The sequence below is a fragment of the Tenggerimyces flavus genome (assembly GCF_016907715.1).
GTDB classification, from domain to species: Bacteria; Actinomycetota; Actinomycetes; order Propionibacteriales; family Actinopolymorphaceae; genus Tenggerimyces; species Tenggerimyces flavus.
The window spans coordinates 5,338,028-5,357,243 of record NZ_JAFBCM010000001.1; the positions used below are offsets into that span (position 1 = coordinate 5,338,028).

The following is a 19,216-nucleotide window of genomic DNA, read 5'->3' on the forward strand; positions in this document are numbered from 1 at the left end:
CGGAGATCGTGAAGGCTTGACGCGAAGCCGTCAAGATCACGTCAAGCTCAAGGTCCTTCCGAGGCACGCGGTCCTAGCGTCGCAGGCATGGATCCTTCACCTCAGGTGTTGCGGGTGCACGTACACGATCCGCGACGGCGCGCCCTGGCCACTCACCACCGAGCAGGGCGCCCTCGGCGACCTGCACGTCGGCGGCGTCAGCCTGGTGCAGCTCGCCGAACGCTTCGGCACCGCCGCCTACGTGGTCGACGAGCAAGACCTCCGCGCCCGCTGCCGCTGGTACAAGGAGGCCTTCCCGAACGCCGAGATCATCTACGCCGCCAAGGCGTTCTGGTGCGTCACCCCCGGCGTCGACCCGCGCACCCACGCGGCCATCAACACCGGCGTCGTGGACCAGAAGTTCGGCCTGCCCTGGTCCGGCGGCGCGGTCCACGAGGCGGTACGAAGGATCGTCGAGCAACCGCTGCTGGAGTTCGCCGGGCTGCACTGCCACCTCGGCTCGCAGATCACCGACCCGACCGCGTTCGACCAGGCGATCGAGCGCGTGCTCACCCTCGCCGCGACCCTGCAGGGCGAGTACGGCGCCGCGCTCGCCGACCTCGACCTCGGCGGCGGCCACCCCGTGCGGTACGAGGCAGAGGATCCGCCGTTCTACCTGAGTACGTTCGCCGACCACGTCCACCGCAAGGTGAACGAGGTCTGCGCCAAGCTGCGCATCGACGTACCGCGCCTCAGCCTCGAACCAGGTCGCGCGATCGCCGCCCGAGCCGGCGTCACCGTCTACCGCCTTGTGTCGGTGAAGCGCCTGCCGAACGGGCGGTGCTACGTCGCCGTCGACGGCGGGCTCGGCGACAACCCGCGCCCCGCGCTCTACCAAGCCCGCTACACCGTGCGGTCGCTGAGCCGCGCCGACAACAGCCGGATGGAACCCATGAGCGTGGTCGGCAGGTACTGCGAAGCCGGCGACGTCATCGCGCACGACGTCCTGCTCCCCACCCACACCCACCCGGGCGACCTCCTCGCGGTCGCGACGACCGGCGCCTACCACCACTCGATGGCCTCGTCGTACAACCTCGTCGGCCGCCCGCCGGTGATCGCCGTCAACGGCGGCACGGCGAAGGTCGTCGTCCGAAGAGGGACCGAGAACGACCTGATGGAGCGCGATCTCGGCTAGGTCACCTCGACGAGACGCGCGGAGACCAGCGCGCCGTCCGCGATCTCGAGGACGCCGAGCGTGCCATGCGGCTGCCGGCGACGATCCGTGGGCGAACCAGGGTTGAGGATGCGTACGCCGTAGCCCGACTGATCCAGGGGAATGTGCGAGTGCCCGAAGACGACCAAGCCGGCTTCGGGAAACAGCCGCCGCATCCGCGCGGCTCGGCCGTCCTTGTGCCCGGCGTCGTGGATCATGCCCACCCGCAGACCCTCGATCGTCACCTCGAGCGTCTCGGGAGCGCCCCACGCCGCGACGTCCGGACCGTCGTTGTTGCCCTGCACGACGTGCACCGGCGCGAACGCGGCCAGCTCGTCGAGCACGCTCGGCACACACACGTCACCGGCGTGCAGGATCAGCTCCGCGCCGTCCAGCTGCGCGGCGACCGCGGCCGGCATCGTCCGCCACCGGCGCGGCGCGTGTGTGTCGGAGATCGCGACGACCTTCATGCGCACATCATGGCGCCAGGGATGAGGCTAGATCGCCTCGACCGCCTCGCGGATCATCGCGAGCGGGTCGCCCTCGTGGTAGATCCGCTCGTCCGGCTCGATGTTGTCCAGGAACCGCTGGTACAGAACGCCGCGTACCAGTTTCGACAGCACCGCCATCGGCGCGATCGCGGCCGCCGGGTCGGAGCCCGGAGCCGTCGCACGCCACGCGTCGGCCCAGATCTTCTCCGCCAGCGCACCCTGCTCGGGAGGCACTCGCCCGACGAGCCGGTCGATGTCGGCGGCCGGGTGGCCGAGGTACGCGTCCGCCCAGTCGACGATCTTCCGGTGGAGCCCGTCCGACCGCCAGTTGCCCGGGTGGAAGTCGCCGTGCACAACTGTGTGCGGGAGCCCTGCCGAGTCCAGCTGGGAAAGCAACGAAGGGAGCCGCGCGGTCAACGCCGCGACGCCTTCCCGGTCGGCCGGCGTGAGGTCGGCGGCGACCCGTTCGACCAGCTCGTCGAGCGCTGCCGGGAATCCGTTCGACGGCGTCGCAGGCGCATCGATCGAGCCCACCTGGTGGGCGAGAACGCCCTGCACCGAGACCCAGCGCCGAAGCACCAGCTCGACCGTCGCGTCGTCCGGCTCCCAGCAGTCTTCACCCGGCGCGTGCGCGAGCAACGACCATCGACGTTCCAGATCCACGGCGATCGGCTCAGGAGCCAGCGACGGGTCGCACGCCCGGACGTGCCGGATGATGTCGCCGTCCGCCGACGCGAAAGCGCTCGTCGCCTTCGCCCAGGCCAGGCCGTCCGAGATCGGCAGCCGGAGGAGGCAGGAGAGGTTCCACGTCTTCACCTGGACGGGTTTGCCGGCCAGCGGAACGATGCCGCCCGCCCACTCCACCATCCGCCGCGGCCCGCCGATCTCCGCCCAGTTCGCGCGCAGCGGCTGCGGACGGACGATCTCTGCCCAGTCGGATGGCGGTGTCGGGTCGAGCACGCCCGCACGTGGGGTGCCGTAGGCCTCGACGTGGTACCGCACGTGCCCGCCCGGCTGCGACTGGCCGGCGGTCGGGGCGACCCGCAGCACCGCGGTCGGAACGCCGAGCAACGCGTCCAGGTGCGCGGTGAGGTCCGCGACCTCGCCCCACCAGGGGATGGCGTCCTCGAACGGCGGCGCGGTGCCCACGTACTGTCCATCGACGCTCACCAGGGCGTGGACGATCCGATGCTCCATGCCGGCGAGTCTGTCAGCCGATTGCTGGGGGTGGCGCGAGGGAACCGAACGAGCGCTCCAGCTCGGCGGCGACGTCGAGGCAGACGTTCTCGCGGTAGCGCCACGACACGATCTGCACGGCGAGCGGAGCGCCGCGGCTGTCCAGACCGGCGGGCAGGCTGACCGCCGGCAGGCCCATCGCGCTCACCGCCAACGTCAGCAGCATGTCCTCGCGAAGCTGGTCCAGCGAGCCGGGCTCGAGGTCGTACCCAGGCGCCGGCGTCGGCCGGCCGGAGACCGGACCGAGCAGCACGTCGTACTCGGCGAACCACGCGCTCCACGCCCGCGCCAGCAGCAGCCGCGCGGGGAACAGTCCCTGGTAGCCGGCGAGGTCCAGCGGCGGGCGGAGCCGCAGCATCTCGTCGACGATCTGGTTCGCAGCGGGACCGCCCGCCTGGCGCATCAGCGGGAGCGTGCCGACCGAGATCTCGGTGACGGTCTCGTTCAGCCACGAGTCGGCGGCGTCGACGATCGGCGGCTCGGCGGTCTCGACGTGGTGGCCGGCCTTCGCGAGCAGCTCGGCAGCGCGCTGGATCGCGCCGCCGACCTCGGCGTCGCAGGCGTTGGTCGTGATGCCGACCCGGAGCGGACCGCCTTCCCGGCCGGGGGTGAACGGGATCGGCGTACTCGCCGGGTCGCGCGGGTCAGCTCCGGCGAGCAACCCGAACGCGAGCGCCGCGTCGGCCACCGTACGGACGACCACACCCAGCGTCGCCATCAGCTGCTGCCCGAGGTTGGGGACGCCGGAGGTCGGCGCGTTTGCGGCCGGGATCCGGCCGGGCGTCGGCTTGAGCCCGACGACTCCGCAGGCGGCGGCCGGTACGCGGACCGAGCCGCCGTAGTCGGAGCACAACCCGAGCGGGCTCATGCCGCTCGCGACGGCTGCGGCCTCGCCGCCGCTCGAACCGCCGGGCGACACGTCCGGCGACCAGGGGTTGAGCGTCTGCCCGCGCAGCGAGCTGTCGGTGTGCCACCGCAGCGCGAAGTCCGGCATGTTCCCGCGGCCGATCGGGACGCCACCCGCCTGCCTCAACCGCGAGACGGCCGGCGCGTCGGTCTGCGCGATGGCGCCCGCGAGCGCGGGCAGTCCCCACGTCGTGGCCGAGCCGGCGACGTCGAGGTTCTCCTTCACGGTGAACGGGACGCCGCCGAGCGGTCCTTCCGCCGTGGCGGCCGCGGCGAGAACGGCCTCGGCGTCGATCGGCGTCAGCGCGTTCAGCCGCGGGTTGAGCTCGGCGATCCGGTCCAGGTGCGCCTGGACGACCTCGGTCGCGGTCACCTCACCGGCCGACAGTGCCTGGACGAGTTCGCTGAGTGAGCGGGCGGTGAGATCGGTCATGGTCGCGCATCCTCGCAAGGTCTGCCGGGCGGATCAACCGGTCAGCTCGCGTGGTACGCCCGGCTGGCTGGGCGACGACGAACAGCAGGATGGATCCCGGCGCTATACCAGCGAAGGTATCGCTGAACGCCCGCGCGATCGTCACGGCGGGGTTGGCGAACGACGTCGACGAGGTGAACCAGTACGCCGCGCCGATGTACGCGCCGACCGCCGCCGGTGCGGATCCGGCCCGGTCGGACCGGACCAGCGCGAAGATCAGGAACACCAGCCCGGCGGTGGCGACGAACTCCCCCAGCCACTGGCCGACCCCGCCGCGCTGCGTCGTCGACCAGCCGAGCGGTACAGCGAACATCGCGTTCGCGAGCAGCGCGCCGCCGATGCCGCCGACGACCTGGGCACCGACGTACGCCGCGAGTTCCTTGCTCCTCAGGCCGCCTTTGCCGCGGCCGAGCCAGGCGTCGGCGGCGGAGACGACCGGGTTGAAGTGGGCGCGAACCCCTCGCGGTGTCACGGTCCTGGCCGTTTGCGGAGTGTACGTTGCCGATCATGACTTCGGCGCTCACCGCTGTCGGCCTGCCCGCCGACGCTCCGTGCGAGCCAACGACCGGCGCGACCGGGGAGCTGTTCCGGGTCTCGGTCGGGGCTTCGACGTACGCCCTCCGGCTCGTGTCGGCCGCATCGGCGGTGGTGGGCGTGCTCGCCACGATGGACGCCGCGCGCGGTGCGGGACTGCCGGTGCCGGCGCTGATTCGCCAAGCGGACTGGACGAACGGGCATGCGCTGCTGTTCGAGTGGATGTCCGGCTTGAGCGTTCCGGAGGCCCTCACCCGCGACCCTTCCTCAGCTGGCGAGATGGGCCGGCAGCTCGGGATCACCCAGCGCCACATCCATGGGATCACGGCTCCGGCGTCGCTGCCCCGGGTGAAGGACGACCCCTTCGGACCGCCGACGTACCCCATCGACTCGTCCGGGCTGCCCGACGGCGACGCATTGCTGCACCTGGACTGGCATCCGCTCAACGTGCTCGTCGACAACGGCGCGTTGACAGCGGTGCTCGACTGGGACAACGCGCGGGCTGGGCATCCGTACGCCGACCTGGCCCGCACGCACACGTTGCTCACCATCGACCCGGCGCTCTCCCAGCTCTCCCCTGTCGAACGCAAGGGTGTCGCCGAGCTGGCAGCGGGGTGGGCGGCCGGCTACGGCCCGGAGGCGTCCTCGATCCCGGCTTCCTGCCTGGCGTGGGCGGGCCGGGCGATGCTCCGCGACCTGGCGGCGCGCTGCTCCGCCGAGGAGCTCGCTCCGGTGCGTGCCTGGACCGCTGCGCACGAGGCCGCGTAGCCGGCGCGTGGCGGACACGTGGCCGATACGGATCCGCACAGCGCGGCGCCGGAGCAGGCTGGCGTCATGACACACGACGTGAGCTCGACGCGAACGCTGCCCGTCCCACCCGCCGAGGTCTGGAAGGCGTGGGAGTCGTCCGACTACCTCAAGCGGTGGTGGGGTCCGCAGGGCTTCACCTGTCCAACCGCCGACGTCGACCTCCGTGAGGGCGGCCGGACGCTCGTCTCGATGACCGCGCCGGGCTTCGGCGAGATCTACAACACGTGGACGTACAGCCGGATCGTCCCGCACGAGCGGATCGAGTACGTACTGCGCTTCACCGACAAGGACGGTGCGCCACACGATCCGCCGATGCCCGACATCCCGAACGAGGTGCCGCACGTGGTGACGTTCTCGGCCCTTCCCGAGGGCGGCACCACGCTGACCGTCGTCGAGTTCGGCTACGCCTCAGCCGAGGCCGCCGCGATCTCGCGGGGCGGTCTCGAGCAGTGCCTGGACAAGCTCGAAGCGATCTACGCCTAGTCGTCGAGGCAGCCCATCGTGAGGTTGACGGTCGTCCCGGTCATTCCGCTCGCCCGGTCCGATGCCAGGAACGCGGCGGTGTCGCCCACCTCGGCGAGCGTCGTCAGGCGCTTCGGGTGCGTCCTGCTGGCAAGGACCTCCTGGAACTGCTCCCAGCTCATCCCCATCGCCTTCGCCCGCGGGATGAACGCCGCCCGGGTCGTGGCGGCTTCGGGGATGGCGTTCGGCCGCAGCCCGACCGCGCGGATCCCGTGCGGTGCGAGCTCGGCGGACAGCTCGCGGGTCAGCGCCTCCTTGGCCGCCATCGCCGGACCGTAGCCGCCGACGAGCGGCAGGCCGGTCCGCGAGTGGAGCGTGGTGACGGTCATGAGCACACCTTGCTTGTGCTCGAGCATGCGCCTGGCGGCGAGGCGAGCGGTGAGGAAGTACGAGCTCACCCAGGTCGTGATCGGCTGCGTGAACGTCGCGAGGTCCAGGTCGGTGAGCGGGGTGCCGAGCAGGGTCGGGTCCGAGAGTCCGATCGCGTTGAACGAGATGTCGACTCGGTCGAGGGTGCTCAGGTGGTCCTCGACCGCTCGTTCGTCGGTGGCGTCGACCTCGGCCGCCGCGGCGTTGGTCTCCTTGGCGAGCGCTTCGAACGTGCTGGGGTTGCGGCCGGTGAGGAAGAGCCGGGCGCCCTCGCGGGCGACGGCGCCGCCGATCGCGCCGCCCGCGCCGTAGATGACGGCGACCTTGCCTTCGAGCATGGTGGGTGTCCTTTCGGGTGCGTTGCTCGTGCAGACACCGCGGCGTTGCCAGACTGGGCGGGTGGCGGAGATTTCCGACGGCGAGGCGTTCGATGCCTTGACCTCGCCGTACCGGCGTGAGCTGCACGTGCACTGCTACCGGATGCTGGGGTCGTACCAGGACGCCGAGGACGCCTTGCAGGACACGCTGCTCGCGGCGTGGCAGTCGTTCGGGTCGTTCGAAGGGCGGGCGTCGCTGCGGACGTGGCTGTACCGGATCGCCACGAACCGCTGCCTGAACGCGCTGCGCTCTGCTCGGCGGCGGCCCGCGGTGGCGTGGAACGTTCCGGGAGTGACGCTGCCGGAGCCTTCGCGTCTCGGCGAGGTGGTGTGGCTGCAGCCGTACCCGGACGCGGCGCTCGATTACGAGCGGACGGAGTCGCTGTCGCTGGCGTTCGTCACGGCGTTACAGTTGCTGCCGCCCCGCCAAGTAGCGGTGCTGGTGCTGCGGGACGTGCTCGACTTCCCGGCGCTGGAGGTGGCGTCGATGCTGGACACGACGGTGTCGTCCGTGGAGAGTGCGCTGAAGCGTGCGCGTGCCCGACTCCCCGCGACTCCTGTCGTGCCGTCGCCGGCCGACGAGGCGCTGGCGGCACGCTTCGTGGCGGCGTACGAGTCAGCCGACCTCGAGGCGCTGGTCGACCTGCTCACCGACGACGTGTTCATCTCGATGCCGCCGATGCCGTACGAGTACGTCGGCCGCGAAGCAGCCCGCACCTTCTGCGCAAACCTCTTCACCACCCGCCGCTACCGGCTGCTCCCGACACGCGCGAACGGCCAACCCGCGTTCGGGACGTACGTGCACGGCCAAGCAACCGGCCTCATCGTCCTCACGGTGAGAGGCGACCACATCGCCGCCATGACCCGCTTCGACGAAACCGTCATCCCGTTCTTCGCCCTCCCGCAGACGCTGATCTAGCGGAAGGACTCCCGGACGGTGCCGCCGACGAGGGCGCACCACGTCGACTCGGTCAGTTCGCCGTTCGGGCGCAGACCGTGCAGGCGCTGCAGTCGCTGGACGGCGTTGAACGTGACGTTGTCGTACGCCCCGTTCACCGTCGTCCCGAAGCCCTTCATCGCCAGCATCGACTGCACCGCGGAGATCGCCGGGCTCGTCGCGCCCGGGCGTAGGACCTGGACGAGCGTCTCCCAGGTCGAAGGCGTCAGCGTCGCGTCGATGTCGACCGGGATGCCCTGCCGCGACTGCCAGTCCTGCACCGCTGCCACCGTCATCGGACCGAACGCGCCGTCGGTGGTGAGGGTGTAGCCGCGCGAGTTCAGCAGGTACTGCGCCGTCCGGACCGACTCGCTGTTCACGAACCGCCACACGTCCGGCCAACGCCGCTCCGGCGCGTCCTTCATCGCCTCGCCGAGGCCGCGAGCAACGCGACGCTTGATCGCCGGGAACATCGAGTAGAACGCGATGCCCGGGCACTGCGTGTGCCGGAAGTCCCAGTGGCCGAACAGGTCGTACCCGTGCAGCCCGTACTGCTCGCAGATCGCCACGCACAGCTGCACCGACGAGTCGATCAACGCCTCCGTCGGGATGTCGGTGATGTACGTGCCCTCGTGCTCGATGCCGATCGACCGGCCGTTCTCTCCGGGACAGTGCGCGGAGATGACCTGATTGCCGCCGGTGTCGAGCTGGGCGAGGCTGCCGCGCCGCCCCTCCATCACGTACCCGCCGCGGCTGATCGTGAAGTGCTGCCCGGTGTCGGTCCAGCCGTTGCCGTCCATGTGCAGGTTCTGGCAGTCCTTCGCGAGCTTGATGCCCTGTGCACGGGAGTAATCCGTCACGTTCGGGAACGCCATGTGGTGCAGGATGATCTTGTTCGTCGGGATCGCGCTCAGCGGCAGCTCGCCGGCGGGCGGCCGGGCGCCCCAGCCGTCGCAGTCGATGATCCACGGGAACTTCTGGCTGGGCGCCGCCTGCGCCGCCGGAGCGCTCACGATGCCGGTCCCGACGAACGCCGCGGCCGCGACGCCGACGCCGGCCTTCAGCACGGTCCGTCGACCGGGCTCGACCTGGTCGCCCATGGTTGTCCCTCCTGCTGGTCCTGGCTGATCCTGCGTGGCACGTAAGAACTCGTCCTCGCGCACTGTACGACCGAAGATTATTGGCGGGGAGAGACTTGTAGATTTCTTTCCGTGGCCGGATTTGGCCTTCTCCCCAAGGCAAAGCCGACTTGCGCTGGTTTGATGGCAGGCATGGCATTCGAGCACGAGTCCCTGCCGGTCAAGGTCGAAAGCCACGGGGAGTACGAGCGCGACGGGGTCGTCGTGGAGACGATCACGTACGAGACCGGCGAGCACCGAACCGACGCGTACCTCGTCCGGCCGGCGGCCGAGGCCGACGAGGCGCTCCCGGGCGTGGTGTACGCGCATGGTGGCGGGGCGACGAAGGACCGGTTCCTCGACGAGGCAGTCGCCCTCGCCAGCCAGGGCGCGGTCGCGATCCTTCCGCAGACGGTCTTCGCGACCACCGGCGACGCGACGGGCGACCTTCGGGTCGCCGAGACGGCGGTGGCGCTGGAACGGATCGCGCTCGACGTTCTGACCCAGCGAGCCGACGTCGACCCCGACCGGCTCGGGGTCGTCGGGCACAGCTGGGGCGCGACCCAGGCCGCGATCCTCGCCGGCGTCGAGCCCCGCCTCGCCGCCGTCGTCGTCGCGGCGACCGGGCCGAGGGTGGCGGAGTTCGTCTGGTCGCTGCACTCGCGACCGGCGTCGGAGAAGGCGGCGTACCTCGCGGTCGTCGGCGAGGCGGACCCGATCCGCCACCTCGCGATGGAGGGCCGGCGGACGTTGCTGCTGCAGTTCGGCCGGCTGGACCAGATCCCCGCCGAGGAGGTCCAGGAGCTCTGGTACGCGGCGGCGGGCGACAAGGAGCTCGCCGAGTTCGAGTGCGGCCACGACCTGGTCGGCCACGAACCAGCCCGCCTGAGCCGCCTCACCTTCCTGCACCGCACCCTGCGGATCTGAGGCGGAGCCTCGACCGTCCCGGCCCCGCCCTGGGGCCAATGATCATGTAAACATGATCATTGGCCGCTTTACGTGGGGTGGACGCCAGGTAGCGGGGCCACTCGCGGCGTAAGGCGAACACGACGCCTCACCCACGGAGTGCCGACCGGCTCGGATCACTCGGAGACGTCGCCATCCCGAGCCACCCCAGCAGGACAGGCACTTCCGTCTTTCACAGGCCAGCGTCGCCCACCAACACCTGAAGTCCTGAGGCTAGGAGAGCTCTGCCGGGGCTGCGGCGAGGACGTTGTCGAGCAAACTGCGGGAACCTTCGAGCGCCGCGATGGTGTCGGTGATGCGCGCGCGTTCCTCCTGCAGCTTCTCCAGCAAGACAGCGCACGTCGGGATCAGGTGCTCCGAGCCCGTCAGGCATGGCAGGAGCTCGGCGATGGTGGCCGTCGAGAGGCCGACCCCGAGCAACGTACGGATCCGGCCCACCGCCAGGACGTCCGACTCGGCGTACGACCGGTATCCGCTCGGCAGTCGTGACGGGTGCAGCAAAGACTGCTCCTCGTAGTACCGCAGCAGCCGCTCGCTCACCCCAGCACGCCGCGCCAGCTCACCGATCCGCATATCGAACCCAGCCTCCAAGCCCTTGCCTTCACATCCATGTGAGAGTTTACCGTCACCGACATGCCAGGAATCGTCGTCATCGGAGCCGGCCCGGGTGTCGGCAGAGCGGTCGCCGCCAGGTTCGCCAAGGAGGGCATGCCGGTCGCCCTCATCGCCCGCACCCCCAAGAAGGACGCCGTCACGTTCACCGCCGACGTCGCCGACGTGCACGGGTTGGAGCGGGCGCTGGACCAAGCCGTCGACGCGCACGGCATCCCCGACGTCGTCGTCTACAACGCCGCCGTCATCCAGCCCGACGGCCCCGCGACGATCACCGCCGACGAGCTCACCAGAACGTTCCAGGTCAACGTCGGCGGCGCCTTCACCGCCGCCGCCCACCTCGCGCCCCGCATGAAGAACGGCTCGTTCCTGCTCACCGGCGGCATGCCCCACCCCGTCAAGGGCTACCTCTCACTCTCCATCGGCAAGGGGGCCCTCCGCACCCTCACCACCCTGCTCGCCGAGGAGTACGACCACCTCCACGTCGCCACCATCACGATCGGCGGCGACGTCGTCAAAGGCACGAAGTACGACCCCGACGCCATCGCCGAGCATTACTGGCAGCTCCACACCCAACCCAAGCACCAGTGGGAACGCGAGCGAACGCTCTAGAAGCCTAGAAGCACCGCGCCAAGCGACGCAGCCCCCGCTCGATCCGGTCCGAGGCGATCGCCCCGTAGCCGATCACCAACCCTTCGACCGGCGACCCCATGCAGTACGAGGACAACGGCTCCACCCGCACGCCCGCCTCCAACGCCCGGTCCACGACCGACGACACAGAGACCGGACGACGCACCAGGGCACACACGTGCAACCCCGCCGCCGAAGGCACCAAGGACAGCGACGAGCCGAGGTAGTGCTCGAGCCCCGACACGATCTGCGACCTCCGCGCCGCGTACTCCTTCGTCGCCTTGCGCACGTGCCGACCCAGCATCCCCTCCGCGATGAACCGCGCCAACGCCGCCTGCAGAGGGGTCTCGGTATGCCAGTCGGTGAGCTGTTTCGCCTTACGCAGCGCGGGTTGCAGCGACGCCGGCGCCACCAGGAAGCCGAGCCGGAGCATCGGCAGCAACGTCTTCGAGAACGAGCCCACGTAGATCACCCGCCCGCCGCGGTCGATGCTCTGCAACGGTTCCAACGGCCGATCGGAGTACCGGAACTCGCTGTCGTAGTCGTCCTCCACGATCACCGCGTTCCGCCGGTTCGCCCAATCCAGCAAGGCAGAACGCCGTTCCATCGACATCGGCGTCCCGGTCGGGAACTGGTGCGACGGCGTCACGTACACCAACCGCGCGGACGACGGCAACGCCTCGATCGAGATCCCGGAAGCGTCGACCGGCACACCGACCACGCGAGCGCCGAGCGAACGAAACAGCTCCCGCGCCGGCGGATAGCCAGGCTCCTCGACCGCCACCACACTGCGCGGCGCGACCAGCACCCGGCCGATCACGTCGAACGCCTGCTGCGCCCCGTGCGTGACCAGAACGTCGGACGCACCCGCCCGCACCGACCGCGACACCCCCACGTACCGCGCGATCTCCGCACGCAGCCCTGCATGCCCGGCCGGATCGGTGTAAACCGCGGACTGCACCATCGACGGCCGGTACTCCCGCGACAGCAGCCGCCGCCAGCTCTCGAACGGGAACAGCCGAACGTCCGGCACGCCCACACTGAAGTCGAACGGCACGGTCACCTGCTCGGTCGAAGCGCGCACGTCGACCGAGTCCCACACGCGGAGCGGCCGCAGCTCGTCGCCCACCGGCGCCCGCCGCGTCCCCGACGACGCAGGGCGCGCGGTGACGAACGTGCCAGCGCCCACCCGAGCCTCGCAGAACCCCTCCGCGGTGAGCCGCTCGTACGCCACCGCCACCGTGTTGCGGGAAACCTCCAACTGCCGCGCCAGCTCCCGCGAAGGCGGCAGCTGCTCGCCCGCGAGCAACCGCCCGTCCAGGATCGCCTCCAGCAGCTGCCGGTAGATCCGCGCCGCCAGGTCACCCCGCCCGGCCAGGCTGATGTGCACGTCCACGGACGATGTCTACATTGGCCCAATCAGATCGGTCAAGATTGGCGCTTCGCCTGACCCAATCCGAGCAATAGCGTGAGCGCCATGACCGCACGACTCAACCTCAGCGAACAAGCTCCCGCCACCTACAAGGCGATGGTGCACCTCAGCACCACCGTCGACCGCAACTCCAGTTCGATACCCGCGCCGCTGCTCGACCTGCTCAGACTCCGGGTCTCCCAGCTCAACGGCTGCGCCTACTGCGTAGACATGCACACCACCGATGCGCTTGCCGCCGGTGAGTCGGCCGCCCGGGTCGCCGCCGTCGCGGTGTGGCGCGAGGCCCCGTGCTTCGACGACTTCGAACGAGCGGTCCTGGCCTTCGCGGAGTCACTCACGAAGATCGCGGACGTCGAGGACCGCGTACCGGACGAGCTCTGGGCCGCCACCGGGAAGCACGTCGGCGACACCGGGCTCGCCGAGCTCGTCATGGCCGTCACCACCATCAACGCCTGGAACCGGATCTGCGTCGCGACCCGCACGGTCCCCGACTCGTTCGCCGCTCCAGAGGGGTAGGCGAACAGGCCCGATCCGGTCGTGGCGCCGCCGATCCGGCACCCGAAGCGCCCGTCAGGAACTCGTAAGCAACTTATTCGGTCGTCTTTCGCGTCGGGCCGTCCGGGTGCAACCAAGGTGAAGCGCTACACAACCACCGAAATGGCTATGCCGGTTCCGATAACGCGGCAACCGTTCTCTTGCGCCCCGGAACCTGTCGGCAGGGCGTGGTCGAATGGCTGACGTGCCTCCCCACAGCGGCATCGTGACAACCGACGACGCACACCGTTATGTCGGCCGCAGCTGCTTTCGTACCGGTCCACCGCGCTACGTGGGCGCAGAGCTGGAGTGGCTCGTCGCCCCGGTCTCCGATCCGCACGAACGCGTCCCCCTCGACCAGCTCCGCGAGCTCGTCGAGGTCGCCGGACCACTCCCCGGCGGGGGACGCGTCACGTACGAGCCGGGCGGTCAGCTCGAGCTGAGCTCCGCTCCCGGCGACGGGCTCAACGACTGCTGGCGCCGCGTCGAGCTCGACACCCAGCACCTTCGAGCCGCGCTCGCGCGGGCGGACCTCACCGTGCTTCCCTCCGCGATCGACCCCTACCGCGAGCCGCACCGCCAGCTCGTCGACGATCCGCGATACGCGGCGATGGAGGCGTACTTCGACCTCCGCGGCATCAACGGCCGGCTGATGATGTGCTCGACCACCGCCGTCCAGGTCAACCTCGACGCCGGCGCCGACTCCACCGACGTGGCCCGGCGCTGGAAGCTCCTCAACCGCCTCGGCCCGACGATGGTCGCGGCCTTCGCCAACTCCCCCATTCAGGCGGGTCGCGTGACCGGGTGGAAGTCCAGCCGCCAGCTGGTCTGGCAGCTGCTGGACCCATCGCGTACGTCGGTCCCGCTGGGCGACGACCCGGTCACCTCGTTCGCCGACTACGCGCTGGACGCCGCGGTCATGCTGCGACGGACGGCGACACCGCCGTGGACCGTCAACCCCGGCTTGTCGTTCCGCGAGTGGATCGAACGCGGCGACGATCGCCCGACCGAGGACGACCTGGAGTACCACCTCAGCACGCTGTTCCCGCCGGTCCGCGCGCGCGGCTGGCTGGAGGTGCGGTACGTCGACGCGCAACCGGACGGGCTGTGGCCGGTGCCCGTCGCCGTGCTCACCGCGCTCGTGGAGGACGCGCAGGCGAGCGCCGCCGCGCTCGAGGCCGTCGAGGGGCTCGGCGGGCGCTGGATCCAGGCCGCGCGCCACGGACTCGCGATCCCCGAGCTTGCCGCCGCGGCCAGCGCCTGCTTCGGCGCCGCGCTGGCGGCACTCCCCCGGATCGGCGCCGACCCGGCGCTGATCGACCTGGTCGGCGACTACGCCGAACGCTACGTCGACCGGGCGCGATGTCCGGCCGACGACGCCCTCGACGAGGGCAGCTTCAGCCCCACCACGGAGGAGCTCGTATGAGCCTGCTCGACGATCTGCCGCAACCCGCTTCGGAGGAGGTCGACGAGGACGCGTTCAAGCAGCTCGTCGCCGACGAGCTGGAACGCGTCCGTACCCGCAGCTTCGGCCTCACCACCGACGTCCTCGACGAGAGCGAGCTCACCGCCCAGCACTCGCGGCTGATGTCGCCGCTGGTCTGGGACCTCGCCCATGTCGGCAACTACGAGGAGCTGTGGCTGCTCCGCGAGGCCGCCGGCATCGAGGCGATGCGTCCGGAGATCGACGACCTGTACGACGCGTTCGAGCATCCGCGATCGGAGCGTCCGGCGCTGCCGCTGCTGAGCCCGACCGAGGCGCGCGACTACATCGGGCTGGTGCGGCGGAAGGTGCTCGACTCGCTCGCTGTGGCACGGTTGGATCCGTCGAAACCCTTGCTGGCCGACGGATTCGTCTATCGCATGGTCGTCCAGCACGAACACCAGCACGACGAGACGATGCTCGGGACGCACCAGCTCCGGCGCGGCGACCCGGTACTGCCTCCGGCGACCGACGGCCTGCCGGCACCGACCGACGGCTCGCTGCTGGCCGAGGAGGTACTGGTCGCGGGTGGTCCGTTCGTGATGGGCACGTCGACGGACCCGTGGGCGTACGACAACGAACGACCCGCGTACGTGGTGGAGCAGCCGTCGTTCTGGATCGACACGACGCCGGTGTCGAACGCGTCGTACCGCGCGTTCATCGAGGCCGGCGGGTACGACGACCCGCGCTGGTGGACTCCCGGAGGGTGGGACTGGCGGACGAAGTCGGGCAAGCGTGCGCCGGCGTTCTGGGTGCGGGAGGGGACGTCGTGGTTCCGGCGGCGCTTCGGCCGGCTCGAGCCGCTGCCGGACACCGAGCCCGTGCAGCACGTCTGCTACTTCGAGGCCGACGCGTACGCCCGATGGGCGGGCAAGCGGCTGCCGACCGAGGCGGAGTGGGAGAAGGCGGCTTCCTGGGATCCTGCTTCGCGGTCGAAGCGGCGGTATCCGTGGGGCGACGCGGCACCGACCTCCTCGACGGCGAACCTCGGTCAGCTGCGGTTTCACCCGACGGGGGTGGGATCGTTCCCTGCCGGCGCTTCGGCGTACGGGGTGCGGCAGCTGCTCGGCGACGTGTGGGAGTGGACGTCGACGTCGTTCACGGGGCATCCGGGGTTCTGCGTGTTCCCGTACAAGGAGTACTCCGAGGTCTTCTTCGGCGACGACTACAAGGTGCTGCGCGGCGGCTCGTGGGCGACCGATCCGCTCGCGGTGCGTAACACGTTCCGCAACTGGGACTACCCGATCCGACGTCAGATCTTCGCCGGCTTCCGCTGCGCCCGGACCGCGTAGATGTGCCGACACCTCGGCTACCTCGGCGCGCCGATTTCCCTTGCGTCGTTGGTGATGGCGCCCTCGCACTCGTTGTATGAGCAGTCGTGGGCGCCGCGGCGGCAGCGACACGGGACGGTGAACGCGGACGGTTTCGGGGTCGGCTGGTACGTGCCGTCGGTGCGGCCCGAGCCGGCGCGGTACCGGCGTTCGGTACCGATCTGGAACGACCCGTCGTTCGCGTCGTTGGCTCCGACCGTGTCGTCGGGATGTGTGGTCGCGGCGGTCCGTTCGGCGACCGCCGGGTATCCGGCCGACGAGTCGAACGCGGCGCCGTTCACCTTTGGGCGTTGGCTTTTCAGCCACAACGGGCGGGTCTCCGACTGGTCGCAGGTACGAAAGCTGCTGCCGGTTGACACCGAGGTGCACGAGTCGTTGGCGCCGGTCGACTCGGCGGCGCTGTTCGGGCTCGCGGTGTCGCTGTGGCGTGCGGACGCCTCGCTCGGCGACGGTCTGGTCGGCGTCGTGTCGGCCGTCCTCGCCGCTGGCGGAGGGCGATTGAACCTGCTCGCGTCCGACGGCTCCTCCCTGGCGGCGACGGCGTGCGGCGACACGTTGTTCGCGCTCACGCTGGCGGACGGTGTCGTGCTCGCATCGGAGCCGTACGACGATTCGCCTGCCTGGCAAGAGATTCCCGACAACTCGCTGGTCGAGGTCGACTCGGCCGGCCTGCGCGTGACTTCGATTGCCCTTTGATGACGGAGGATTCGTGTCCCCTCGCATAGACAAGCACCTGACCGACTCGGACCTCGCGGCCGCGTTGGCGCGCGACGTTCGGGCCGGTCTGCCCTCGACGCCGAAGGAGCTGCCGCCGAAGTACTTCTACGACGCTCGAGGCAGTGAGCTGTTCGAGGAGATCACGCGGCTGCCCGAGTACTACCCGACGCGGGCGGAACGTTCCATCCTGGAAGCGAGATCTGCGGAGATCGCGAAGGTGTCGGGTGCGGACACGCTGGTCGAGCTCGGGTCGGGGTCGTCGTCGAAGACGCGGCTGCTGCTGGACGGGATGCGGGCGACGGGGACGTTGAAGCGCTACATCCCCGTGGACGTGAGCGATTCGGCGCTGCTCGACGCGGTGGGGCTGTTGGCCGAGGAGTATCCCTCGATCGAGCTGCACGGCGTGGTGGCGGACTTCGAGCACCATCTGGAGCAGCTGCCGCAGGAGGGCACGCGACTGCTCGCGTTCCTGGGTGGCACGATCGGCAACCTGGCGCCGGCGGAACGGGCGGCGTTCCTCGCGTCGGTGCGCGAGCAGCTGTCACCGTCGGACTCGTTCCTGCTGGGCACGGACCTGGTGAAGCCGCGCGAGCGGTTGGTCGCGGCGTACGACGACGCGGCCGGCGTGACGGCGGAGTTCAACCGCAACGTGCTGCATGTGATCAACCGCGAGCTGTCCGCGGACTTCGACGTCTCGGCCTTCGCCCACGTCGCGGTGTGGGACGAGTCGGCCGAGTGGATCGAGATGCGCCTGCGTACGTCGACAGCACAGAGCGTGCGCATCGCCGCGCTGGATCTGGAGGTGTCGTTCGCGGCGGGCGAGGAAATGCGCACGGAGATCTCCGCCAAGTTCCGCCGCGAGGGGGTCGAGGCCGAGCTCGCCGCCGCCGGCTTCGCGCTGACCTCGTGGTGGACCGACGCTCCAGGAGACTTCGCGCTCTCGTTGGCGACGCCGATCTAGAACGGTGACCAGCCCGTTCGCCCACGCGGCGACTCCGTACGCACAGTCTCGCCCGCGGTACGCCGATGCCGCGCTCGACGCGCTGACGCGCGAGCTCGGTCTGCGACCAGGCGACCGCGTCGTCGACCTCGGTGCCGGGACGGGAATCCTCAGCAGGCAGCTGGCCGAGCGCGGTCTGCGAGTGACCGCGGTCGAACCCGAGGCCTCGATGCGCGGCGACCTCAGCGGGATCACCGCAGTGGAGGGCACCGCCGAACGGACCGGTCTCCCCCACTGCTGCGCCGACGCCGTGGTCGCGGGGACCGCCTGGCACTGGTTCGACGCGCACCTGGCCACCCGCGAGGTCGCTCGGCTGCTGGCGACACCGGCGAGCGGCCTGGGCCTGCTGTGGAACGACTACGACGAGTCTGTCGAGTGGGTGGGCACGTACGCCCGGATCGCGAGCGACCGCAGGTCGTCCAGCTCGCCCAGCGCCCGAAGTGGCAGCTGGAAGGAGAGCTTCGACGAGGTGCCCGGTTGGGAGCCGCTGCGCGAGGCGCGGTTCCCGAACCCGTGGCCGACCACGCGACAAGGACTCGCCGATCGGCTCCTGTCGTCGAGCGTGATCTCCGGGCTCCCGCCGACGGGGCGAGCGGAAGCCCTGCGGGAGCTCGACGCACTGGTACGCCGCTTCGGGCTGAGCGAGGAGCTCGAGCTGCCGTACGTCACGTCCCTCTACTGGACGTTTCCCTCGACGTAGGCGGTCACCTCGTCGCGCGTGGCAGGCGGCTCGTGGGCGCCGACGTACCAGTCGAGATCCGGCGTCAGGAGCCGGCGCAGCAGGGCGAGGTCGGCGGTGTCGGTCTCCTTCCGCAGGTGGTACGGCGGCGGGTAGACGGCGTCGCCCAGCAGCACGACGCGGGACGTCGGGTCGACGACCACCAGCGAGTCCTCGCTGTGCTGGCCGCCGACGTGACGGAGCTCGACGCCGTTCGGCAAGGTCAACGTGTCGGCGAACGTCGTGGTCGGCGGCAGCACGCGGAAGGCCTCCCACGACGGCATCGCCCAGGCGCGGGCGCGGAAGCTCAGGGCGAGGCGGGGGTTGTCCTGTACGCACGCGCGCAGGTACGCGTGACTCCACGGCCGTTCGGCCTCCGCCGTCAGCACCGGGAGTGCGGCCTCGTGCGCGACGATCTCCACATCGGCCGGCCACGCGCACGCGCCCCACACGTGGTCCCAGTGCGAGTGCGTGTAGACCAGCCACCGCGGCGCCGGCAGCCCGGCCGAGCGAAGCGCCTCCTGCACCACCAGCGCTCGGCCCGGGCTGTTGCCGGCGTCCACGACCACACTCCCCCGCTCGTCCGCGATCACGGTCACGCAGGGCTGCACGTTGTCCGGATCCGGGTCGCACGCAAACACGAACACCCGCCCCGCCAACAAAGAGAACGTCACCTGGCTAAGCCTAGGTCGTGTTGCGAAAATAGCGTCGGTCATCGCGCGCAGCGCGATGGCGCGCGGCGCATCGCGCCTGGCTGGGTGTGGTGCAGGTCAAGGTCGTACTCGTCTGTACGTCCGCCGATCTGCAACGCAGCCAGGCGGGATGCGAG

At 70.4% G+C, this 19,216-nt stretch carries 21 protein-coding genes; 12 read left to right on the plus strand and 9 right to left on the minus strand.

Annotated elements, in window-relative coordinates:
• Positions 1-16 precede the first annotated feature (16 nt).
• The gene (locus JOD67_RS24990) at positions 17-1,174 is read left to right on the plus strand and encodes a diaminopimelate decarboxylase family protein (RefSeq protein WP_205120124.1); all 1,158 of its coding nucleotides are present in this window, start codon (positions 17-19) and stop codon (positions 1,172-1,174) included.
• Here JOD67_RS24990 and JOD67_RS24995 read toward each other — a convergent pair.
• The 4 genes from JOD67_RS24995 to JOD67_RS25010 are packed head-to-tail and all read right to left on the minus strand — an operon-like array spanning position 1,171 to position 4,769.
• Entirely contained in the window at positions 1,171-1,662 is a 492-nt protein-coding gene (locus JOD67_RS24995) for a metallophosphoesterase family protein (protein WP_205120125.1), read from the minus strand. The two genes, JOD67_RS24990 and JOD67_RS24995, sit on opposite strands and share 4 nt — an antisense overlap.
• 27 nt (positions 1,663-1,689) lie before the next feature.
• On the minus strand, positions 1,690-2,880 hold the full coding sequence (locus tag JOD67_RS25000) for an aminoglycoside phosphotransferase family protein (protein WP_205120126.1): 1,191 nt from the start codon (positions 2,878-2,880) through the stop codon (positions 1,690-1,692).
• A gap of 13 nt (positions 2,881-2,893) precedes the next feature.
• On the minus strand, positions 2,894-4,258 hold the full coding sequence (locus JOD67_RS25005) for an amidase (protein WP_205120127.1): 1,365 nt from the start codon (positions 4,256-4,258) through the stop codon (positions 2,894-2,896).
• The gene (locus JOD67_RS25010) at positions 4,200-4,769 is read right to left on the minus strand and encodes an aquaporin (protein ID WP_205120128.1); all 570 of its coding nucleotides are present in this window, start codon (positions 4,767-4,769) and stop codon (positions 4,200-4,202) included. Before JOD67_RS25010 ends, JOD67_RS25005 begins: the two co-directional genes overlap by 59 nt.
• 35 nt (positions 4,770-4,804) lie before the next feature.
• Here JOD67_RS25010 and JOD67_RS25015 point away from each other — a divergent pair, with 35 nt between their 5' ends.
• Together JOD67_RS25015 and JOD67_RS25020 are read left to right on the plus strand one after the other, a co-directional pair.
• Entirely contained in the window at positions 4,805-5,599 is a 795-nt protein-coding gene (locus tag JOD67_RS25015; RefSeq protein ID WP_205120129.1) for a phosphotransferase, read from the plus strand.
• A gap of 66 nt (positions 5,600-5,665) precedes the next feature.
• The gene (locus JOD67_RS25020) at positions 5,666-6,124 is read left to right on the plus strand and encodes an SRPBCC family protein (RefSeq protein WP_205120130.1); all 459 of its coding nucleotides are present in this window, start codon (positions 5,666-5,668) and stop codon (positions 6,122-6,124) included.
• Here the strand turns inward: JOD67_RS25020 and JOD67_RS25025 are convergent.
• On the minus strand, positions 6,121-6,870 hold the full coding sequence (locus JOD67_RS25025; protein WP_205120131.1) for an SDR family oxidoreductase: 750 nt from the start codon (positions 6,868-6,870) through the stop codon (positions 6,121-6,123). The two genes, JOD67_RS25020 and JOD67_RS25025, sit on opposite strands and share 4 nt — an antisense overlap.
• On the opposite strand from JOD67_RS25025, the gene JOD67_RS25030 reads away from it, so the two are divergent.
• Positions 6,869-7,828 (plus strand): RNA polymerase subunit sigma-70, encoded by a 960-nt coding sequence (locus JOD67_RS25030; RefSeq protein WP_205120132.1) that lies wholly within the window; start codon positions 6,869-6,871, stop codon positions 7,826-7,828. The genes JOD67_RS25025 and JOD67_RS25030 overlap by 2 nt on opposite strands.
• Here JOD67_RS25030 and JOD67_RS25035 read toward each other — a convergent pair.
• Positions 7,825-8,946 (minus strand): peptidoglycan recognition protein family protein, encoded by a 1,122-nt coding sequence (locus tag JOD67_RS25035; protein WP_205120133.1) that lies wholly within the window; start codon positions 8,944-8,946, stop codon positions 7,825-7,827. The genes JOD67_RS25030 and JOD67_RS25035 overlap by 4 nt on opposite strands.
• A gap of 171 nt (positions 8,947-9,117) precedes the next feature.
• On the opposite strand from JOD67_RS25035, the gene JOD67_RS25040 reads away from it, so the two are divergent.
• Entirely contained in the window at positions 9,118-9,891 is a 774-nt protein-coding gene (locus tag JOD67_RS25040; protein WP_205120134.1) for an alpha/beta hydrolase family protein, read from the plus strand.
• Between the two features lie 252 nt (positions 9,892-10,143).
• Here JOD67_RS25040 and JOD67_RS25045 read toward each other — a convergent pair whose 3' ends face one another.
• A complete protein-coding gene (locus tag JOD67_RS25045; RefSeq protein ID WP_205120135.1) occupies positions 10,144-10,503 on the minus strand; it encodes a MerR family transcriptional regulator in 360 nt (119 codons plus the stop codon).
• Positions 10,504-10,563: 60 nt separating this feature from the next.
• On the opposite strand from JOD67_RS25045, the gene JOD67_RS25050 reads away from it, so the two are divergent.
• Positions 10,564-11,154, plus strand: coding sequence for an SDR family NAD(P)-dependent oxidoreductase (locus tag JOD67_RS25050; protein WP_205120136.1), 591 nt, complete (start codon positions 10,564-10,566; stop codon positions 11,152-11,154).
• 4 nt (positions 11,155-11,158) lie between these two features.
• Here the strand turns inward: JOD67_RS25050 and pdxR are convergent, their stop codons facing one another.
• Complete coding sequence (gene pdxR / locus JOD67_RS25055) at positions 11,159-12,568, minus strand: MocR-like pyridoxine biosynthesis transcription factor PdxR (protein ID WP_205120137.1); 1,410 nt, start codon at positions 12,566-12,568, stop codon at positions 11,159-11,161.
• A gap of 81 nt (positions 12,569-12,649) precedes the next feature.
• Here pdxR and JOD67_RS25060 point away from each other — a divergent pair, with 81 nt between their 5' ends.
• From JOD67_RS25060 to JOD67_RS25085, 6 genes are all read left to right on the plus strand, one after another.
• Positions 12,650-13,120: a carboxymuconolactone decarboxylase family protein gene (locus JOD67_RS25060; protein WP_205120138.1), complete on the plus strand. Its 471-nt coding sequence runs from the start codon at positions 12,650-12,652 to the stop codon at positions 13,118-13,120.
• 244 nt (positions 13,121-13,364) lie between these two features.
• Positions 13,365-14,564, plus strand: coding sequence for an ergothioneine biosynthesis glutamate--cysteine ligase EgtA (gene egtA, locus JOD67_RS25065; RefSeq protein WP_307782542.1), 1,200 nt, complete (start codon positions 13,365-13,367; stop codon positions 14,562-14,564).
• Positions 14,561-15,913, plus strand: a complete 1,353-nt coding sequence (gene egtB / locus JOD67_RS25070) for an ergothioneine biosynthesis protein EgtB (RefSeq protein ID WP_205120140.1) — start codon at positions 14,561-14,563, stop codon at positions 15,911-15,913. The genes egtA and egtB overlap by 4 nt, the downstream gene beginning before the upstream one ends.
• Positions 15,914-16,648, plus strand: a complete 735-nt coding sequence (egtC, locus tag JOD67_RS25075) for an ergothioneine biosynthesis protein EgtC (RefSeq protein WP_205120141.1) — start codon at positions 15,914-15,916, stop codon at positions 16,646-16,648.
• 13 nt (positions 16,649-16,661) lie between these two features.
• Complete coding sequence (gene egtD, locus JOD67_RS25080) at positions 16,662-17,630, plus strand: L-histidine N(alpha)-methyltransferase (protein ID WP_205120142.1); 969 nt, start codon at positions 16,662-16,664, stop codon at positions 17,628-17,630.
• A gap of 4 nt (positions 17,631-17,634) precedes the next feature.
• A complete protein-coding gene (locus tag JOD67_RS25085; RefSeq protein ID WP_205120143.1) occupies positions 17,635-18,369 on the plus strand; it encodes a class I SAM-dependent methyltransferase in 735 nt (244 codons plus the stop codon).
• On the opposite strand, the gene JOD67_RS25090 is transcribed toward JOD67_RS25085, so the two are convergent.
• Complete coding sequence (locus JOD67_RS25090; protein ID WP_307782543.1) at positions 18,345-19,061, minus strand: MBL fold metallo-hydrolase; 717 nt, start codon at positions 19,059-19,061, stop codon at positions 18,345-18,347. The two genes, JOD67_RS25085 and JOD67_RS25090, sit on opposite strands and share 25 nt — an antisense overlap.
• Positions 19,062-19,216: the final 155 nt, after the last annotated feature.